Raw genomic sequence first — 17,822 nt, forward strand, 5'->3', positions numbered from 1 at the left:
GATGCCGCTATCCCAGCTCAGGACGGCTCGACGACCTCGGCCTCGTCCGCGCCGGTCGGCGCCGCCGGGTCGATCTTGCCGACCAGCTCTTCGTAGATCGGCCGCATGCGGTTGACGAGCAGGCAGAACAGCTCGGCGGTGCGCTCGGCGTCGTAGATGGCCGAATGCGCCTCGCGGTTGTCGTAGGGCAGGCCGGCGCTCACGAGCGCCTTGGCGAGCACCGTCTGGCCCAGCGCGACGCCGCCCAGGGTCACGGTGTCGAAGGCCGAGAACGGGTGGAACGGGCTGCGCTTGATGCCGGTGCGGGCGATCGCGGCGTTGAGGAAGCCGAGGTCGAAGTGGGCGTTGTGCCCGACCAGCACGGCGCGCGTGCAGCCTTGTTCTGAAACCGCCTGGCGGATCGGCTTGAAGATATGGCCGAGCGCATCGGACTCGTTGCGGGCCAGCCGCAGCGGGTTGTCGACCTTGATGCCGTTGACCTCCATCGAGGCCTTTTCCATGTTCGCGCCCGGAAACGGCTCCACGTGGCTGAACACGGTCTGCCGGGGCACCAGCCTGCCGCTCTCGTCCACGCCCAGGATCACCGCCGCGATTTCGAGCAGGGCGTCGGTATGGGAGTTGAAGCCCCCGGTCTCGACATCGACGACCACGGGCAAGAAGCCGCGGAACCGATGGCCGACGCGGGGCAGGGCAGGAGACTGGGGCATGGGCAGCAAGCGAAGAGGTCGAGTCGAATGATAGCGCTCTGAACGTGGGGACGGCTCGCGGGCGCACAAGCGCGATTTCGGTATTCGCGCGGCCTGCGCGAGCCCCGTGGCGCCATCGCAGGACGATATAATCCGCGCCCGCCGTCGCCGTACGCCTACTTCCACCGTCGTTTTCCACCGGTTTTCTCATGAGCAAGCCCCGCAAAGTCGCGCTCGCCTATTCGGGCGGCCTGGACACTTCCGTCATCCTCAAGTGGCTGCAGGACACCTATCAGTGCGAGGTCGTCACGTTCACGGCCGACATCGGCCAGGGCGAGGAGCTCGACCACGTGCGCCCCAAGGCGCAGCAGTTCGGGGTCAAGGAAATCTTCATCGACGACCTGCGCGAAGAATTCGTGCGCGATTTCGTGTTCCCGATGTTCCGCGCCAACGCGATCTACGAGGGCGAATACCTGCTCGGCACCTCGATCGCGCGCCCGCTGATCGCCAAGCGTCTCGTCGAGATCGCGCGCGCCACCGGCTGCGATGCGATCAGCCACGGCGCCACCGGCAAGGGCAACGACCAGGTTCGCTTCGAGCTCGGCGCCTACGCGCTGTGGCCGGAGGCCAAGGTCATCGCGCCCTGGCGCGAGTGGGACTTGAACTCGCGTGAAAAGCTGCTGGCCTACGCGGCCGAAGCCGGCATTCCGATCGCTAAGAAGAAGGACGGCGGCTCGCCGTACTCGATGGACGCCAATGCGCTGCACATCTCGTATGAAGGTGGCGGTCTGGAAGATCCGTGGTGGACGCCGGACGACAGCATCTGGCGCCTGACGACCAACCCGGAAGAAGCCCCGAACGAGGCCGAGTACGTCACCATCGAGTTCGACAAGGGCGACGCGGTTGCAGTCAACGGCGTCAAGGGCACGCCTTACGAAATTCTCGAAGTGCTCAACAAGCTCGGCGGCAAGCACGGCATCGGCCGTCTCGACCTGGTCGAGAACCGCTACGTCGGCATCAAGAGCCGCGGCTGCTACGAAACCCCGGGCGGCACCATCCTGCTCAAGGCGCACCGCGCGATCGAATCGCTGTGCCTGGACCGCGAGCAGGCGCATCTGAAGGACGAGATGATGCCGCGCTACGCCAAGCTCATCTACAACGGCTACTGGTTCTCGCCGGAGCGCCGCATGCTGCAGGCGCTGATCGACGACACCCAGGTGCGCGTCAACGGCGAGGTCAAGCTCAAGCTCTACAAGGGCGCCGTCTACAACGCCGGCCGCCGTTCGAAGGACACGCTGTTCGACGCCACGCTGTCGACCTTCGAGGACGATCGCGGCGCGTACAACCAGAAGGACGCGGAGGGCTTCATCCGGCTCAACGGCCTGCGCCTGCGCACGGGTGCCAAGCGCGACGCCCGCTGAGAGCTTGGCGCGGCGATCACGCCCTCTGGCGACCACTCGCTGATCCGGACGATCCCGCTGCGCGGGGCCCTCGTCCGGGCTCGGGTCGCTGCTTCATCCGGCTCAATGGCCTGCGCCTGCGCACGGGCGCCAAGCGCGACGCCCGCTGAGAGCTTGGCGCGGCGATCACGCCCTCTGGCGACCACTCGCTGATCCGGACGATCCCGCTGCGCGGGGCCCTCGTCCGGGCTCGGGTCGCCGCTTCATCCGCCTCAACGGCCTGCGCCTGCGCACGGGTGCCAAGCGCGACGCTCGCTGAGAGCTTGGCGCGGCGATCACGCCCTCTGGCGACCACTCGCTGATCCGGACGATCCCGCTGCGCGGGGCCCTCGTCCGGGCTCGGGTCGCCGCTTCATCCGCCTCAACGGCCTGCGCCTGCGCACGGGTGCCAAGTGCGTGCCCGCCGAGGAAGGACGCCAACAGGAAGCCCCCGGTACACCCGTACCGAGGGACTTTTGCTCGCGGCGAATGCCTACTGGGGCGCGAAGTCGCCGTCGACCGCCGCCTTCATCGATGCCCGCACGAGTTCGCCGCCCCCGACGATGTCGAGCTGGCCGAGTATCGCCTGGCGGCGGCGGTCGGCCGACTCGTACCAGCGCCGATAGTTGGCCATCTGCGATTCGTAGTCGGTATGCAGGCTCGCGAGGCGTGATTTGTCGGAGACCTGGGCCTCCATCATCTTCAGGTTGAACGAGCTGACCTCGAGCCGGTACCGGCGCTCGATCATCTGGATCTCGAGGCCGCGCAACTCGGCGAGCCTGGAATCGCCGGTCGGCAGATTGCCCTGGTTGTCCCAGGGCTTCATCTGGCCGTAGCCGGAGGCGACGCTGAGCTTTTCGGCCTGTTCGTATTCGTAAGCGCCGGCCGGCAGGCTCGTCAGCGTGGCGAGGCCCAGTACCGCGACGGCCGCACGGCGAAGGAGAGGCGATCGGTTCATGGGCGTTCCGGCGTGGCTCGATGTTGTCGAGACATCGTGAACCCCCGTGGGCCGGGCGCCCCATAGACAAGACAGTCGAAACGACCCGACTCGCCAGTCGGGCGATGATGCCTGCGAGGGGCGCCCGTCGCCGCCCCGCGGGCGAATGGTCAGCCTTGACCACAGCCCGCTGGGCCGATCTCACCGCCTCAGGGCTCTTTCCGGAGCGGCCCGAAGGCCGGCGGTGGGCGGCGCGCCTGGGTCGCCGATTCGAAGGCCGCGGCGATCTTGAGCAGCAGCGGTTCCGAGAACGGCCGTCCGGCGAAGTCGATGCCGACCGGCAGGCTGGCCCGCACCGGGCCGACCAGCCGGGTGCGATCGTCTCCGGCGAGCCGGTTTTCGCCGCCGCCGCCGCCACCTCCACGCCCCCAGGCTTCTTCGGGCGTCTGCGGAGCGCTCGGGTCGCGGATCAGGTCGTAGACCTCGGTGGTGAAGCCGGCCGGCACGGTGATGACCGGAAAGCCCTGGGCGCCCATGAAGGTCCAGACGCCGCTCGCGCTGCGTCCGTTGACGGGCGGGCCGCCCGGAGCGCCGAGCTTGGTCGGCGGCAGGTTGCTGGTCGGGTAGACCAGGGCATCGAGTTGCTGCTCGGCCATGCAGGCGAGCAGGGTCTGCTGCACCGAAAAGCGCAGCAGCAGGCGGTCGCCCATGTCGAGTTCCTGGGCCTTTTGCACGTTCTCGCGGCCCTTCAGGCGATCCGGGAAGGTCGGATCCTGATGGAAGCGGGCGTAGGTGATCAGGTCCGCATTGGTCTTGATTTTGGCGTCGCCGCGCTCGCGCAGGTAGAGGTCGATGAAGTACTTGCTCTGGCCGTCGCCGCTGGAGCTGCCGAACTCGCGCAGCGTGAGCTGCTGCGGCACCTGATCGGGATTCATCTTGAAGTCGATCAGCCTGGCGGTGTGATCGGCCGTCGGCTTGCCGTGCTCGTCGACCGGGAACAGCTCCGGAAAGCGCCGCGTGAACAGCTTGTTGCTGTCCTGCGGGGCGTACTTGCGGATGCAGGCGCCCAGCAAATCGCCCTGCGGCCCCGGATCGACCACGGTGGCCCCGAGCTTCGACAACTGCGCGATGCCGGCGTCGACGAGGTCGATGGTCTGCTCGTCGGCCTTGGTGAACAGCGACTTGTTCATGTACTCGCGCAGCACGCCGATGCGCAGGCCGTCGAGCCGCTGCGGCTGGGTGTAGCTCACGTAAGGCTGCGTCGGCATGCGGCCCACCGTGAACGCCGTGAGCTCGTCCTTGGGGTCGTAGCCGGCGATCACGTCGAGCACGCGCGCCGCGTCCGCGACCGTGCGGCAGATCGGCCCGACGCGCGTGTTGATGCCGATCTGCACCATGCCGTCACGGCTCACGAGCTCTTCGGTGGCGGCGATGCCCACCGCGCTCGCGGCGCTGGCCGGGCCGCGGATCGACGAGCCCGATTCCTCGGCAATGGCGCACATGACCAGGTTCGCACCGACCGCGGAGCCCGAGCCCGAGCTCGATCCGCGCGGGCTGCGCTCGGTGTCGTAGGGGTTGCAGAAGGTGCCGCCGTAGGAACTGCGCGGAATGCCGGAGGCGTATTCGCCGAGGTTCGACTTGGCGATCACGATCGCCCCGGCCTCACGCAGGCGCTTGACGAACGTGGCGTCGTCCGGCGGACGATCGTTGGCGTAGTCGACGTCCGCGCCCGAGGTGGTGCGCATGTCGAAGGTGTCGTACTGATCCTTGATCGCCATCACCACGCCATGCAGCGGGCCGACGAGCTTGCCGGTGCGGGCGAACGCGGCGTCCTGCGCGGCGGCGATCTCGAAGGCATCGGGCATCGCCGGATCGGCGTCCTTCTTGTCGGTGAGGCTGCGCGCCTTGCGCTTGTCGAAGCCCCATTTCTTGAGTGTGGCCGGACGCAGGTTGAGCGTCGCGAGCGAATTGATCTGGCCGGCATTCGGGATCGTGGTGATCGGACCGAGGATGCCCTTGGGCTGGCTAACACAGACGCCGTCGTAGGCCTTGATGCGCTTGAGATACAGCGAGACGAGCTCGGTGGAGCTGATCCGCTTGTCGAGAATCGCCTGCTGAATCTGCGGGATCGTCGCCTCTTCGAGATGAAAGCCTTTGTCGGCTGCGGACGCCGGGGCGGCCGTCGTGCCCGCTGCGATGCAGAAGGCCAGCAGCCAGCGCCAGCGGGAGTTCGCGCGGGGCGCGCTTCGATACCGATTGCTCATGGGCCATGTCCGATTGGGTAATGAGAACGCTCGCGGCCCTCATCAAAATGGCCGCTCGTGCTTTGCAGACGCGAGATGAGCGCTCATCCCCTACCGGCAGGTGGGGTTTGAGTGATCGCTGCCGTCATCAGCAACAGACGACGCGAACGATCTCCGAAGGAAGCACGATGAGCATGAGTGGATGGACCCTGCGATTCGCAGCGCGCTGCATGGCGCTGCTGTTGTCTGCATTGGTGATGACGGCCGCCGCGTTCGACATCGAAGAATCGACCATCGATGGCCTGCACAAGGCGATCAGGAGCGGCGAAACCAGCTGCTACGCCGCGACGCTGGCCTATATCGAGCGGGCTCGCGCCTACAACGGGGTCTGCACCGCGCTCGTCACCGCGGACGGTGCTTCGATCGCCGATGCGAGCGGCACGCTGCGTGCGCGCAGCAAGCTCGTGTTTCCGACGCAGACCGTGAAGGCCGCGAGCATCCTGCCCGATCTCGATCGGTTCAAGGGCAAGGTCGAATACGGCCACATGCAGGCGACGCTGTCGGAGCCCGGTGCGCAGCAGCAGTACGGCATGGTCGTCGGCATTCCGGGCAGCAACCAGGTGAGTGCGCTGTCGACGCTGAACCTGCGCGGCGAACGTTCCACGACTTGCCCGGCCGAATGCGATACGCCGCCGAGCCGCGGCGCGCTGCCGGCAAGCTGTCCGCGTGCCTGCGAAAGCTTGCGCGCGCAGCCCGATGCGCTCGAAACCGCGCGCTCGCTCGATGCGCGCTATGGCCGCAAGCCCGATCTCGCCAAAATGCCGATGTACTGCGTGTCGTTTTCGTTCAAGGACGTCTACGACACCCGCGACATGCGTTCGACCGGCGGCGCCGACGTGGCCTACGCGATGGACGTGCCGCGCGCCGATTCCACGGTCGTCTCCGAACTGCGCAGCAAGGGCGCGATCATCCTGGCCAAGGCCAATCTGGCGGAGTACAACGGCGGCGCCGGCGACCCGGGCGGCGATGCCAAGGCGGCGACGAAATCATTCGGTGCGGGCGCGCGTTCGACCTGGGGCGGAACCTCGTGCAACCCCTTCGATCCGACGCGCGAAACCGGCGGATCGAGCGCGGGTTCGGCCGCTTCGGTCGGCGCCAACCTGGTCGCCTGTTCGATCTGCGAGGAAACCGGTGGCTCGTGCCGCCAGCCGGCCTGGCGCAACGGCGTCACCGGCCTGGTCACCACCAAGGGCCTGATCGGTTACGGCGGTGCGATCGGCGCCGATCCGTATCTCGATCGCGCGGGCATCAACTGCCGCAGCGTGCGCGACACCGCGCAGGTGCTCGATGCGCTCAAGAGTCCGCGTCGCGGCTACTTCGATCCGCGCGACATCTACAGCGCGCTGCCGAGCGGAACCGCATCGGACACGCCTTATGCGGATGCGACCAAGCCCAGCAAGAAGGCCAAGCCGCTGGCCGGCATGCGCATCGGCATCGTGCGCGAATACATGGTCAAGCACAGCGCCAACGACGTGGCGATCAGCGATGCGATCAACGACGAAATCAAGCGCGTGCTCGGCGACGAGCTCGGCGCCACGCTCGTCGAATCCTATGATCCGAAATATCCGGACGATCCCAAGATCGCGAACATGCCGTACAACTTCCAGCACGCGCTGGCCGAAGTGCTGCCGCCCTTGATGCCCGAGCTGCTCGCGAAGAAGGACAAGCAAGGCAAGCCGGTGTTCACGCTGCCGGGCTACGACCTGAGCTCGCGCGATTACATGGTGAAAGCGGCGGAAGGCCGTGCGCCGTGGCCCGAGAACCTGAACCTGCGCAGCATCAACGACTCCGATTCGAGCTACGCCTTCAGCTATCACTTCGCGCAATACCTCATGCGCCGCGCGGACGATCGCGTGATCGACTGGGCCAGCCTCAACGCCAACGCGAGCTATTACGTGGAGACGCGCAAGGCGGCGATGAAGAACTGGGAGAACAAGATCGACATCGTCTCGCTCGGCAACACGCAGGACATCAAGATGCGCGAAGTCGGCCGACTGGCCGTGCTCAAGGTGTTGCGTCAGAACGACATCACGGTGTTCGTGAACCCGACCACGACGGTGCCCGCGGCACGCATCGGCTACGCGAGCCAGCCCGCCGTGAACAGCCGCCCGGTCGGCCGCTTTCCGACGAGTGCGAACCTGGGCATTCCCGAAATCACCGTTCCGGCGGGCTTCAACAGCACCGTCTACGAACCGAGCTTCGCGCTCAAGGCCGACAACAGCGACTACGAATCCGTCGCCAACGAAACCCAGGCGAGCACGAGCGCACAGCCGATGCCGATCGGCCTGTCGTTCTGGGCGGGGCCGGGCGACGAAGCGGTGATCCTCAAGGTCGCCGCTGCGTATGAAAACGCCACGCATCACCGCAAGGCGCCGCCGCTGTTGCCGAAGCTGGCGAAAAAATAAGACGGGCTTCGTTGTCCCTCTGCAATCGAAAGCCCAGGCCTTGAACCTGGGCTTTTTGCTGTCGAGAACACGATGCGCGTAGGGGCTCGTCGATTCCCGCGCGTCTGACTGCATATCTCCGCGACGGATTGCAATCATGCGCCTGCGTCATTCGAAGTCGATCGTTCGCCCGATCATTCCGCTGTTCGCTGCCTGCCTCGCGATGTTGCCGATCGGCGTCGCTCGCGCCGATTTCGCGGTCGAGGAGGCCACCATCGAGCAGATCCAGGCGGCTTATCTCAAGGGCACGACCACGGCACGCGAAGTCACCGCGGCCTATCTCGCGCGCATCGAGGCCTACGATCAGCAGGGGCCGATGCTCAACGCGATCATCACCGTCAACGAGCAGGCGCTCGCGCAGGCCGATGCGCTCGATGCGCAGCTCAGGAAAACCGGCAAGCTCAGCGGCCCGCTGCACGGCATTCCGTTCGTCGCCAAGGACAACATCGACAGCGGCGACCTGCCGACCTCGGGCGGCTCGGCATCGCTCGCGAACTTCCAGCCCGAGCGCGATGCGACTTCGATAGCACGCATGCGCAAGGCCGGCGGCATCCTGATCGCCAAGGCCTCGCTCGCGGAGTTCGCGAACGGAGGTTTCGACAGCATCAACTCGCGCTCGCCTGGCTATATCCGCAACCCCTACAACACCGCGTATGCATCGGGTGGATCGTCCGGTGGAACCGGTGTTGCGATGGCGGCGAATTTCGCGGTGCTGGGCTTGGGCACCGATACCGGCATTTCGGTGCGCGCGCCGGCGTCGATCAATAGCGTCGTCGGCCTGCGGGTTTCGCATGGACTCGTGAGTCTCGACGGCGTGATGCCGCTCAACGTGTTCTGGGACACCGTGGGCCCGATGGCGCGCACCGTGCGCGATACCGCGATCCTGCTCGAAGCCATCGCGGGCCCGGACGCGCGCGATCCGATCAGCCAGAAGAGCAAGGGCCATGTGCCCAAGAGCTATACGGCGGGGCTCAAGCCCGGATCGCTCAAGGGCAAGCGGCTCGGCGTGTTGCGGCAGATCGTGCCGGCCGACAATTCCGACCCGCGCGTCGTCGCGCTGATGGATCGGGCGATCGAAGACCTGCGCAAAGCCGGCGCGGAAATCGTCGATCCGTTCGCGATGCCGGAGTTGCCTGAACTCACCCAGGGCTGGACCGGCTTCACGCGCCTGCGCGACGACTTCGACGGCTATCTCGCGAAGCATCCGAACGCGCCGTACAAGTCGTTCAAGGACATCGTGGCATCGAAGCAGTATCTCGCTCCGCGATTCGAGACTGCGTTCACCCATCAGGCCAACTATCAATACAAGGCCGACGAAGACCCGACCACGCCCGCGAAGCAGAAGCGCAGCGAGGAAATTCGCCAGGCCTTCCTGAAAGCCTTCGATGCGGCCAGGCTCGACGCCATCGTCTATCCGCAATTCAATTTTCCGCCGAAGAAGAACGGCGACACCTACACGCCGCTCGGTCGCGATCAGAACCTGTACTCGTCGGTGACGGGGTTCCCGGCGCTCGTGGTGCCGATGGGCTTCGTCGCTCCGGGCCTGCCGATGGGCCTGCAATTCTTCGGCAGGCCCTGGAGCGAAGCGACCTTGTTCGAGATCGGCTACGGCTACGAGCAGGCCACGCATCACCGCGTGCCGCCGCCGACCACTCCGCCGCTGGCGGACAGTTTCGCGAGCAAATTCATCGGCACCTGGAAGCTCATCGCGATCGCCGATCGCGACCCCGGTACCGGCGTGCAAACGCCCGCCGAACGCGGCGCGGCCGACGGCCAACTCGTCTACGCCCCGAACGGACGCCTGTCGGTGCAGATCGTGCGTACTGGGCGCGACAAGATTCCGGTGGGTTCGGCCGATGGTTTCAGCAGCTATTTCGGCCGCTGGGAACTGCTGGTGGCCGAGGGCTGCATGGTGCATCACCAGGATGGCAACTTGAATCAATCGCGGATCGGCGAAGCCGGCAAGCGTTACTACGGATTCGATGCGCAAGGCCATCTATCGCTGACCACGCCGCCGAGCAAGCGGCCCGATGGCAGAGAGCTGTCTTCGGTGTTCGTTTGGGAGCGCATTCCGTGAAGCGGTCTGCATGGTCCGGTTTGTAGCGAAATGTCGTGATTTCCCACATAAGCCGCATCTCGGCCTGCTTGCGGATGCGCGCGCAGTACGCCTTGTGCTTGGCGTCTACCTCTCTCCGCCGGGTGAGACCGGACTTCATGGAAACCTCCTTCACTGTCCCGTAGTCGGATTGGCTGTGCGCACAGTGTGCGGAGCCGGAACATTCGGACGATCGTCCCAGCTAGCGTCTCTGCAGGCACCTGAGCCGACTCGTCAATTATCAGCCGCCTGCCGGCAGGCACCCCTTGCCGAAACGATGTGATCTGCTCCTCCTTCACTCAACAAATCTTGTAGATTTAGGGGACGCTAGGAGGGGAAAGATGAAGATTGCATCTGTTCGCGTAGAGAATTTCCGGAGTTTTCGCGATGAGACCATCTATCTGAATAGCTATAGCTGCTTTGTCGGCCCGAACGGAGCAGGTAAGTCCAACGTACTCGGCGCGCTGAATGTTTTCTTCCGAGAGCAGGGTAATTCCCCAACCGATGTAACGAAGCTGACGGAAGAGGACTTTTTTCACCGCGATACCACCATTCCGATTGAGATCACAGTCACATTTACGGACCTGAACGATGAGGCACGAGACGCGCTGAAAGATTACGTCCGACAAGGCTCTCTCACAGTGAAAGCAACAGCCGCGTTTGATAGCGAAACCGGCGTTGCGCAAGTCAAGCACTTCGGCCAGCGTCTCGGTATGGAGGCGTTCCGCAGATATTTCGAAACAGAAAAAGCTGGGGCGAAAGCGGCCGATCTAGCCGGCATCTACAACCAGCTGCGAGAGTCGCACCCCGAGCTAACCGCCGAAAGGTCGGGTCCGGCTCGTATAGAGGCGCTGCGAGCATTTGAGGCGGCCAATCCAGAGCGATGTACATTGATTCCTAGTGAGGATCAATTTTATGGAAGTAACAGCACCGGCAAGCTAGCTCGCTTTATCCAGTGGGTGTATGTGCCGGCCGTAAAGGACGCGACTGACGAAGGGTTGGAGGGACGCAACACTGCTTTGGGGCGCCTTATCGCGCGTGCGGTACGGAGCAAAACAAACTTCGACTCGCAGATCGAAGAGCTTAGAAAAGCTACATTGGAGAGCTACAAAAAGTTGCTCACCGCCAATCAGGAGGGCCTAACCGAGATCGGTGAGGCGTTGCAGCGTCGGCTAGGCTCGTGGGCTCACCCAAATGTTCGATTGGGAATCGAGTGGCTGAGCGACCCGGCGAAGTCCGTCGTCCTTCAGCAACCGGTTGCGGGAATAAAGACTGGCGAAGGCGACTTCCTTGGAAGTCTTGCGAGGATGGGACACGGCCTCCAAAGATCATACCTGCTCGCGCTCTTGCAGGAATTGGCCGCAGCTGATGACGCCACTGCACCGACACTGATTCTCGGGTGTGAAGAACCAGAGCTGTATCAGGGGTTCTACCCCGTTTCCACGGACGGTTTAGAAAGAGCTGAAAACTTCTGATCCTGCTTGGCGACTCTACGCCGCATTCTGGGGTTGTGAAACCGCTCGATATAGTTGAACAGATCAGCCTTGGCGATATCGAGCGTCGCGTACTTCGTGCGATGCACGCGCTCGCGCTTGAGCATGCCAAAGAAGCCTTCGCAGGCTGCGTTGTCGCCACAGTGTCCGGGCGCACTCATCGAACACAGCAGCGTGTTCTTCGTCAGCAGACGCTGATAGTCGCTGCTGCGAAACTGGCTGCCGCGATCCGAATGCAGGATCACCGACCAGCCGCCCTGCCGCTGCCAGATCGCCATCTCGACGGCACGCATCACCATCTGGCGATCCTGCCGATGGTGCATCGACCAGCCGATCACCAGCTTGCTGAAAAGATCGATCACAACACACAGATACAGCTTGCCCTCGTCGGTAGCGATCTCGGTGATGTCCGTCACCCACTTGGTTTCGGGTTCCAAGGCATCGAAATCCCGCTCCAGCAGGTTGCTGACGCCTGGTGGCGGCAGACCCGGATCGGCACGCTGGCCCCGGCGCTTCTTCCGAGGCCAGCCTTGCAATCCGTTCTTTGCCATCAGGCGCGCCACACGATTCAGGCTCGCCGTTTCGCCTTCCTCGGCCAGGTCTTCGTGCATGCGGGGAGCGCCCAGAGCGCCTCGGCTGTCTTCATGCATCGCGCGAATCCGGGTGAGCAGACGCTCATTGTCGAGTTGCCGCGGACTCGCTGAGCGACCGCTCCATTCGTAATAGCCACTCGGCGATACCTTCAAGCAGCGGCACATCAGGCGCACAGGAAACTCCTCGCGGCAACGCTCGATCGCCTGATATCTCAGGACGATGTCTTGGCAAAGAACGTCGCCGCTTCGCGCAAAAAATCCCGCTCCTTGGTCACGCGGGCCAGCTCGCGCTTGAGCCGGGCAACCTCTTCGTCGCGCGCCGTGCCAGTCCCAACGAAGGCCTTGGGCTGGCTTTCCAATTCCCGCTTCCAGCGCGTCAGCAGGCCGTCTCGTATCCCCAATTCCCGGGCAACCTGCGCGCAGCTGACGCCCGGCCGGCGGGTCTGCTCAACCGCTCCCCGCTTGAACTCCACGCTGAACTTCCTTCGCTTCGACATGAACACTCCTTTCGGCCAGTATCGACCTTCTCAGATGTGTCCGTGAAAACGGGGTAGAACCCCAGCATCCCCCGCAGGCCCGACATTTGTCCGGGGTACTTCAGCAGCTTGCAAATGGGAATAACCAGATTCTGGTGACGACCCATTCGCCGTATTTCGTAAGCGGGAACGGGTTCGAGAACATACGTTTAGTGAGGAAGCCATCGGCAAACGACCCTACTGCTGTCAGCGGCCTGAAGTTCGACGATCTATGCCAAACCATCCGTGATGCCCGAGGCGACAATCCATCGCGGCGAATCGAGGGGCTTGTTGCAAAGCTGCATCAAGCCTTGCAGCCCAATATCGCTGAAATGTATTTCGCCAGAGTCCCCGTTCTTGTTGAGGGATTGGAGGACATCGCCTACATCACGACTCATCTGATTTTGTCGGATCGGTGGGATGAGTTTCGGCGCTTAGGATGTCACATGGTCCCGGCGAACGGAAAAGACAAGCTCCTGCAGCCCATCGCCTGTGCGAAACACCTTCGGCTGCCTATCTTCACGATTTTTGATTCGGACTCAGATGTAATTCGTAACCGCGGCGCCCATGAATCTGACAATCGCGCAATTCTTCGTTTACTCGGTAAGGCGGAGGCAGAGCTTTTCCCTGTCATCCATGTCTGGGAAAGCAATCATGTTTATTGGTCGACCAATCTAGGGGAGGCCATCAAAGCGGACTTCGATTCCGCCGACTATGAGCGTTACCTCGAAACAGCACGAAGACACCATCCAGACGAAGGGAACTTGAACAAGAACAGCCTCTTTATTTCCGACTGGCTGTCCATCGCATACGATGAAGGCCGTTCGTCGGTGACCCTCCAACGCCTTTGCGATGCAATTTTGAATTTTGCTCGTTCAACTTAACTCGGCCTGGAACTGACTTTCGTCTTCGGCAGGCGGTCGGGACTGCCGAGGCTGCCTCAGACGGGTATAGGGTAAAAACGCGTCGCGATTCTCGATGCATCCGTCTCGGTCATCGTATCGTGGATGAACTTTCGCTTGCCACATAGCGCATGCAGTGAAGATTCGAGTCGTTGTATATCAACAATTCGGACAACCAATATTTCTATGTGTTGGCGCCACCAGTACGTGGCTTCCTTGCTATCCAAGGCCTCATTGCTCGCGGTATTAGTCGTTCGAGCTGTTCAAAGGTCCACGAAGGATTTGCGCGCATTACGAAGGAGCTTTGCGTCGTATGAAAAATTAACAGGAGGAAAATGTGGCGAAAAAACCGCTCGTGATCGCGAGGGAGCTTTTCGATGCCACCAACCGCAGGCTCAATACTCGAAGCGCTCACCGGCCAGTGCCGGCGTGGTCGCCGGCGGCACCAGATGGTGCGTGGCCTGTTCGTAGCTGTAGGCGTAGCTCAGCAGGCGCGGCTCGCTCCAGGCCGGGCCGAAGAAGCTGATCGTCACCGGCATCTTCTCGTTGGTGAGGCCGGCCGGCACGATCACGTCCGGGAACTGGGTGACGTTGGCGATGCTCGTGAGCGAAGGCGCGCCCTGGCGATCGACGACGTTGGCGACGTTCGGATCGATGATCTCGGGCTGGCGCGAGCGCGTGGGATAGACGATCGCGTCGAGCTGGTGGTGCTCGATGAGCCCCAGCACCGCGCCTTGCACGGCCTTCATGCCGTAGAGCTTGGCCGAGGTGTAGCTGATGTCGGTGATCGGCTCGCGTTCGCCGAGCGCCTTGAAGCGTGTGAACACCGATGGATGCGGCATGAACTCACCCTTGGGCTGTGTGAGCTTGATGCCGAGCGCGGCGAGCTCGGTGACCGTCTTCGGCAGGCCCGGCTTGAGCGTGCCGAGATAGGCGACGTAGTTGTCCTTCACCTCGGCGCGCATCGGCTCCATCACGTTGGCGCGGTTGTTGAGCGCCATCGCCGGATAGTGCAGGCCATCGACGACGATCGCGCCCTGTGCCTTGAGTTCGGCGAGCGCCGCATCGAAAACGCGATCGACTTCCGCATCGGTGCCCTGATGATCGCGGATCGCACCGAGCCGCACGCCCTCGAGCGCATCTTTCTTGAGGAACTGCGTGTAGTCCTTGTAGAACAGGCCGGCGCTCGTCGAAGTGAGCGGATCCTTCGCGTCGATACCGGTCATGTAGCCGAGTGCGAGCGCGGCGTCGTAGACGCTGCGCGCCATCGGACCGCCAGTGTCGAAGCTCAGCACGCAGGGCATGATGCCGCTGCGCGAGATCAGGCCGTTGGTGGGCTTGATGCCGACGACGCCGTTGGCCGACGACGGCCCGCGGATCGATCCGCCGGTGTCCGAGCCCAGGCCCAGCGGCGAAAACCAGGCCGCAAGGCCCGCGCCGGTGCCGCCCGAAGAACCGGCCGGATGGCGTCGCGGATCGTGCGGGTTGTGCGTCTGCCCGAGTCGAGACGAATAGCCGATGCCGCCATGCGCGAACTCGTCCATGTTGACCTTGGCGATGATGATCGCGCCGGCTTCGCGCAGCTGCCGGATGCTCGGCGCATCTTCGTACGGCACCGAATTGGCGAGCACGAAGCTGCCGCCGCTGGTCGGCATGTCGGCGGTGTCGTAGTTGTCCTTGGCGAGAATCGGAATGCCCATCAGTGGCGAACGCAGGCCCTTGCTCTTGCGCTCCTGATCGAGCGCGCGTGCGGTGGCGATCGCGTTCTTGTTGAGCGTGATGACGGTGTTGAGCGCAGGGCCTTTCTTGTCGTACGCGGCGATGCGGGCCAGATAGAGCGTAACGAGCTTCTCATAGCTCAGCGCGCCCGCATCGACCGCGGCCTGGATGTCTTCGACACCTGCGCTTTGCAGATCGAAAGTCTTGGCCTGCGCGACCGATGGAAACGCGAAGGCGATCGCGGCGCTGATCAGCAAGGGCCTGAAGCTGGAGCGCCGCAGGGATTTGCGGCCGAAATTTTGCAGATTCGGATGGACGAGTCGCATGGCAATGTTCTCAAGGGGTGAGAGATCAGAACTCGATCCGATCGCTCGGTAGCGAGGGTGTGTTCTTGGGCAGCACGCGCGCATGCGTGGCCTGCTCGAAGTCGTAGCCGTAGCCGAGCAGCTTGGGTTCACTCCAGGCCGGGCCGAAGAAGCTGATTGTCACCGGCAGTCCATCCTTGGTGATGCCCGCTGGCACGATCAGATCGGGATAGCCGGTCTGGTTGGCGATGTTGGTCGGGCTGTTGGCCGCGCCGGGCGGAGCCGCCGCCGGATCGATCGGCTGCGCCGGACGCGGGTTGGTCGCGTAGACGATCGCGTCGAGTTGGTTCGAACTCAGCACCGCATCGACCGAGGCCTTGACCAGTGCCAGGCCTTCGTTCTTCGCGACGAGATAGATCGGATCATCGAGATCGAGCGCCTGCGTCGCCGTGTAGGTCAGCGCGTAGGCTTTTTCGGGCTGGCGATACTTGGTCTTCGGATCGTTCGAAAGCCTGACGACGTCGTCGAAAGTCTTCGGAAATCCGGGCTTGAGCGTTCTGAGATAGTCGGTGACCTGCGCCTTGAACTCGCTCGCCATGATCAGCGAATAGCCCGGCTGCCGCATGCCGAGCATGTAGCTCGGATAGCGCACGTCGATCACGGTCGCGCCGAGCTTCCTGAGCGTAGCGATCGAAGCTTCCATCACGCGATCGACTTCGGCGTCCTGGCCGAAGAAATCGCGCGCCACGCCGATGCGCGCGCCTTTCAGTGAGCCGGTTTTGAGATACGGCGTGTAGTCGGTCTTGAACTGGGCGGCGCTCGGCTGCGTGGCGGCGTCTGCCGCATCGACGCCGGTCATCGCGCCGAGCGAGATCGCGACATCGGTGACGTTGCGCGCCATCGGTCCGCCGGTGTCGAACGAGAGCGCGAGCGGGATGATGCCGTCGCGGCTCAACAGGCCGCGCGTCGGCTTGAGCCCGGCGATGCCGTTGACCGACGAAGGGCTGCGGATCGAGCCACCGGTATCGGTGCCGAGTCCGAATTGAGCGAACGCGGCCGCAAGGCCAGCGCCGGTGCCGCCCGACGAACCCGCAGGGCCACGCGACAGGTCATGCGGATTGCGCGTCTGCCCGCCTGCGGTCGACGAGCCGTTCGGCACCGCACCGCGTTCGAGCACCAGCGGATCGGTGGCACCGCTGACGCTGCCGCCGCCACCGGCCCATTCGGACAGGTTCACCTTGGCGACGATGATCGCGCCCGCATCGCGCAGCTTCTTGACGACGAAGGCGTCATCGGGCGGAACACTGCCGAGCAGCAGCTGCGAGCCGCCCGTGGTCTGCAAATCGAAGGTGTCGTAGTTGTCCTTGAGAATCACCGGAATGCCGTGCAGCGGGCCGCGAATCTTGCCGGCCTTGCGTTCGGCGTCGAGTTTCTGGGCTTCGGCCTTGGCTTTCGGATTGAGCAGGATCACCGCGTTGATCGTCGGCCCTTTCTTGTCGTAGGCCTCGATGCGCTTGAGGTAGGCATCGAGCAGCTTTTGCGAAGTCAGGCCTTGCGAAAACGCAGCCTGTACTTCGGTGATGCTCGCGGTGCTGATGTCGAGCGTCGCTGCGTTGGCGGCGGGAAAGCTCAGCGCCAATGCGCAGGCGAGGGCGGTGGAAGCGAACAGACGCGAAGCGAGCATGGCGGCACCGATTGCGAGGATGTATCGATGCAGACGCGGTGCTGGAGGACGCACCCTACGTGAGCGATGCGGGCTTCGATTTATCGATTTACGTGTTGGAGCAATGCTTCATGCAACGAGCAGCAGCCGCTGTTCCTCTCTCCCGCGTGCGGGAGAGAGTCCCGCCGCAGGCGGGGAGTGAGGGAGCCCCGTTGGGGAGCGGCAATCTGCCCGAGCGTGCCCCGTTGGGGAGCGGCAATCATTGCGCGCGCTTCGGTAACTGATCACGTCGCTAGAGCACCGGCGTGTTCTTCGGCAAGCAGCTCGCATGCGTGGCCTGCTCGAAGTCGTAGCCGTAGCCGATCAGCTTGGGCATCGCTGCAGACGCAGGCGAGCGCAGCCGCTGTTCCTCTCTCCCGCGTGCGGGAGAGAGTCCCGCCGTAGGCGGGGAGTGAGGGAGCACCGTTGGGAACAGGTAATCTGCCTGAGCGTGTTTCCTCACCCGGCGCTGCTGCGCCCCCCTCTCCCGCACGCGGGAGAGGGGACAGCCAACATCGCGGCTCAGTAGCTGATCAGGTCGCTCTTGAGCGCTGGCGTGTTCTTCGGCAAGCGGCTCGCCTGAGTGGCTTGCTCGAAGTCGTAGTTCTAGACGATCAGCTTGGGCATCGCTGCAGACGCAGGCGAGCGCAGCCGCCGTTCCTCTCTCCCGCGTGCGGGAGAGAGTCCCG

At 63.8% G+C, this 17,822-nt stretch carries 12 protein-coding genes; 5 read left to right on the forward strand and 7 right to left on the reverse strand.

Features of this window, described 5'->3' with window-relative positions:
- Window positions 1-17 precede the first annotated feature (17 nt).
- Complete coding sequence (rnt, locus tag WQQ_RS17670) at window positions 18-707, reverse strand: ribonuclease T (RefSeq protein ID WP_050997742.1); 690 nt, start codon at window positions 705-707, stop codon at window positions 18-20.
- 188 nt (window positions 708-895) lie between these two features.
- On the opposite strand from rnt, the gene WQQ_RS17675 reads away from it, so the two are divergent.
- A complete protein-coding gene (locus WQQ_RS17675) occupies window positions 896-2,107 on the forward strand; it encodes an argininosuccinate synthase (RefSeq protein WP_007186609.1) in 1,212 nt (403 codons plus the stop codon).
- A gap of 511 nt (window positions 2,108-2,618) precedes the next feature.
- On the opposite strand, the gene WQQ_RS17680 is transcribed toward WQQ_RS17675, so the two are convergent.
- Window positions 2,619-3,083, reverse strand: coding sequence for a hypothetical protein (locus WQQ_RS17680; protein WP_007186610.1), 465 nt, complete (start codon window positions 3,081-3,083; stop codon window positions 2,619-2,621).
- A gap of 188 nt (window positions 3,084-3,271) precedes the next feature.
- Complete coding sequence (locus tag WQQ_RS17685; RefSeq protein ID WP_007186611.1) at window positions 3,272-5,326, reverse strand: amidase; 2,055 nt, start codon at window positions 5,324-5,326, stop codon at window positions 3,272-3,274.
- A 167-nt stretch (window positions 5,327-5,493) separates the two neighbouring features.
- On the opposite strand from WQQ_RS17685, the gene WQQ_RS17690 reads away from it, so the two are divergent.
- The 3 genes from WQQ_RS17690 (at window position 5,494) to WQQ_RS17700 (ending at window position 11,379) form a co-directional block, all read left to right on the forward strand.
- Window positions 5,494-7,770, forward strand: a complete 2,277-nt coding sequence (locus WQQ_RS17690) for an amidase family protein (protein ID WP_007186612.1) — start codon at window positions 5,494-5,496, stop codon at window positions 7,768-7,770.
- Between the two features lie 136 nt (window positions 7,771-7,906).
- Window positions 7,907-9,886 (forward strand): amidase family protein, encoded by a 1,980-nt coding sequence (locus WQQ_RS17695; RefSeq protein WP_007186613.1) that lies wholly within the window; start codon window positions 7,907-7,909, stop codon window positions 9,884-9,886.
- A gap of 359 nt (window positions 9,887-10,245) precedes the next feature.
- Window positions 10,246-11,379, forward strand: a complete 1,134-nt coding sequence (locus WQQ_RS17700; RefSeq protein ID WP_050997743.1) for an AAA family ATPase — start codon at window positions 10,246-10,248, stop codon at window positions 11,377-11,379.
- Here WQQ_RS17700 and WQQ_RS17705 read toward each other — a convergent pair.
- Window positions 11,334-12,487 (reverse strand): IS3 family transposase gene (locus WQQ_RS17705; protein WP_085943087.1). Its coding sequence is split into 2 segments (ribosomal slippage): window positions 11,334-12,250 and window positions 12,250-12,487, totalling 1,155 coding nucleotides; the frame shifts between segments, so codons are not numbered across the junction. The genes WQQ_RS17700 and WQQ_RS17705 overlap by 46 nt on opposite strands.
- 134 nt (window positions 12,488-12,621) lie before the next feature.
- Between WQQ_RS17705 and WQQ_RS17715 the strand changes: the two genes are divergently transcribed.
- Window positions 12,622-13,389 carry a TOPRIM nucleotidyl transferase/hydrolase domain-containing protein gene (locus WQQ_RS17715; RefSeq protein ID WP_157534760.1) on the forward strand — a complete coding sequence of 256 codons (768 nt, stop codon included), beginning with the start codon at window positions 12,622-12,624 and terminating at the stop codon, window positions 13,387-13,389.
- A gap of 413 nt (window positions 13,390-13,802) precedes the next feature.
- Here WQQ_RS17715 and WQQ_RS17720 read toward each other — a convergent pair whose 3' ends face one another.
- The 3 genes from WQQ_RS17720 to WQQ_RS24425 form a co-directional block, all read right to left on the reverse strand.
- Window positions 13,803-15,452 carry an amidase family protein gene (locus WQQ_RS17720; RefSeq protein WP_007186615.1) on the reverse strand — a complete coding sequence of 550 codons (1,650 nt, stop codon included), beginning with the start codon at window positions 15,450-15,452 and terminating at the stop codon, window positions 13,803-13,805.
- 25 nt (window positions 15,453-15,477) lie between these two features.
- Window positions 15,478-17,115 carry an amidase family protein gene (locus WQQ_RS17725; RefSeq protein ID WP_007186616.1) on the reverse strand — a complete coding sequence of 546 codons (1,638 nt, stop codon included), beginning with the start codon at window positions 17,113-17,115 and terminating at the stop codon, window positions 15,478-15,480.
- A 271-nt stretch (window positions 17,116-17,386) separates the two neighbouring features.
- A complete protein-coding gene (locus WQQ_RS24425; protein WP_007186617.1) occupies window positions 17,387-17,557 on the reverse strand; it encodes a hypothetical protein in 171 nt (56 codons plus the stop codon).
- Window positions 17,558-17,822 lie beyond the last annotated feature (265 nt).

It is taken from the genome of Hydrocarboniphaga effusa AP103 (assembly GCF_000271305.1).
Taxonomy (GTDB): Bacteria; Pseudomonadota; Gammaproteobacteria; order Nevskiales; family Nevskiaceae; genus Hydrocarboniphaga; species Hydrocarboniphaga effusa.

What these genes read in the sequence shown, in the direction of transcription:
- rnt (WP_050997742.1), bottom strand. Translation starts at nt 707, where the DNA reads ATGCCCCAGTCTCCTGCCCTGCCCCGCGTCGGCCATCGGTTCCGCGGC.
- WQQ_RS17720 (WP_007186615.1), bottom strand. Translation starts at nt 15,452, where the DNA reads ATGCGACTCGTCCATCCGAATCTGCAAAATTTCGGCCGCAAATCCCTG.
- WQQ_RS17700 (WP_050997743.1), top strand. Translation starts at nt 10,246, where the DNA reads ATGAAGATTGCATCTGTTCGCGTAGAGAATTTCCGGAGTTTTCGCGAT.
- WQQ_RS17695 (WP_007186613.1), top strand. Translation starts at nt 7,907, where the DNA reads ATGCGCCTGCGTCATTCGAAGTCGATCGTTCGCCCGATCATTCCGCTG.
- WQQ_RS17675 (WP_007186609.1), top strand. Translation starts at nt 896, where the DNA reads ATGAGCAAGCCCCGCAAAGTCGCGCTCGCCTATTCGGGCGGCCTGGAC.
- WQQ_RS17685 (WP_007186611.1), bottom strand. Translation starts at nt 5,326, where the DNA reads ATGAGCAATCGGTATCGAAGCGCGCCCCGCGCGAACTCCCGCTGGCGC.
- WQQ_RS17725 (WP_007186616.1), bottom strand. Translation starts at nt 17,115, where the DNA reads ATGCTCGCTTCGCGTCTGTTCGCTTCCACCGCCCTCGCCTGCGCATTG.
- WQQ_RS17690 (WP_007186612.1), top strand. Translation starts at nt 5,494, where the DNA reads ATGAGCATGAGTGGATGGACCCTGCGATTCGCAGCGCGCTGCATGGCG.
- WQQ_RS17680 (WP_007186610.1), bottom strand. Translation starts at nt 3,083, where the DNA reads ATGAACCGATCGCCTCTCCTTCGCCGTGCGGCCGTCGCGGTACTGGGC.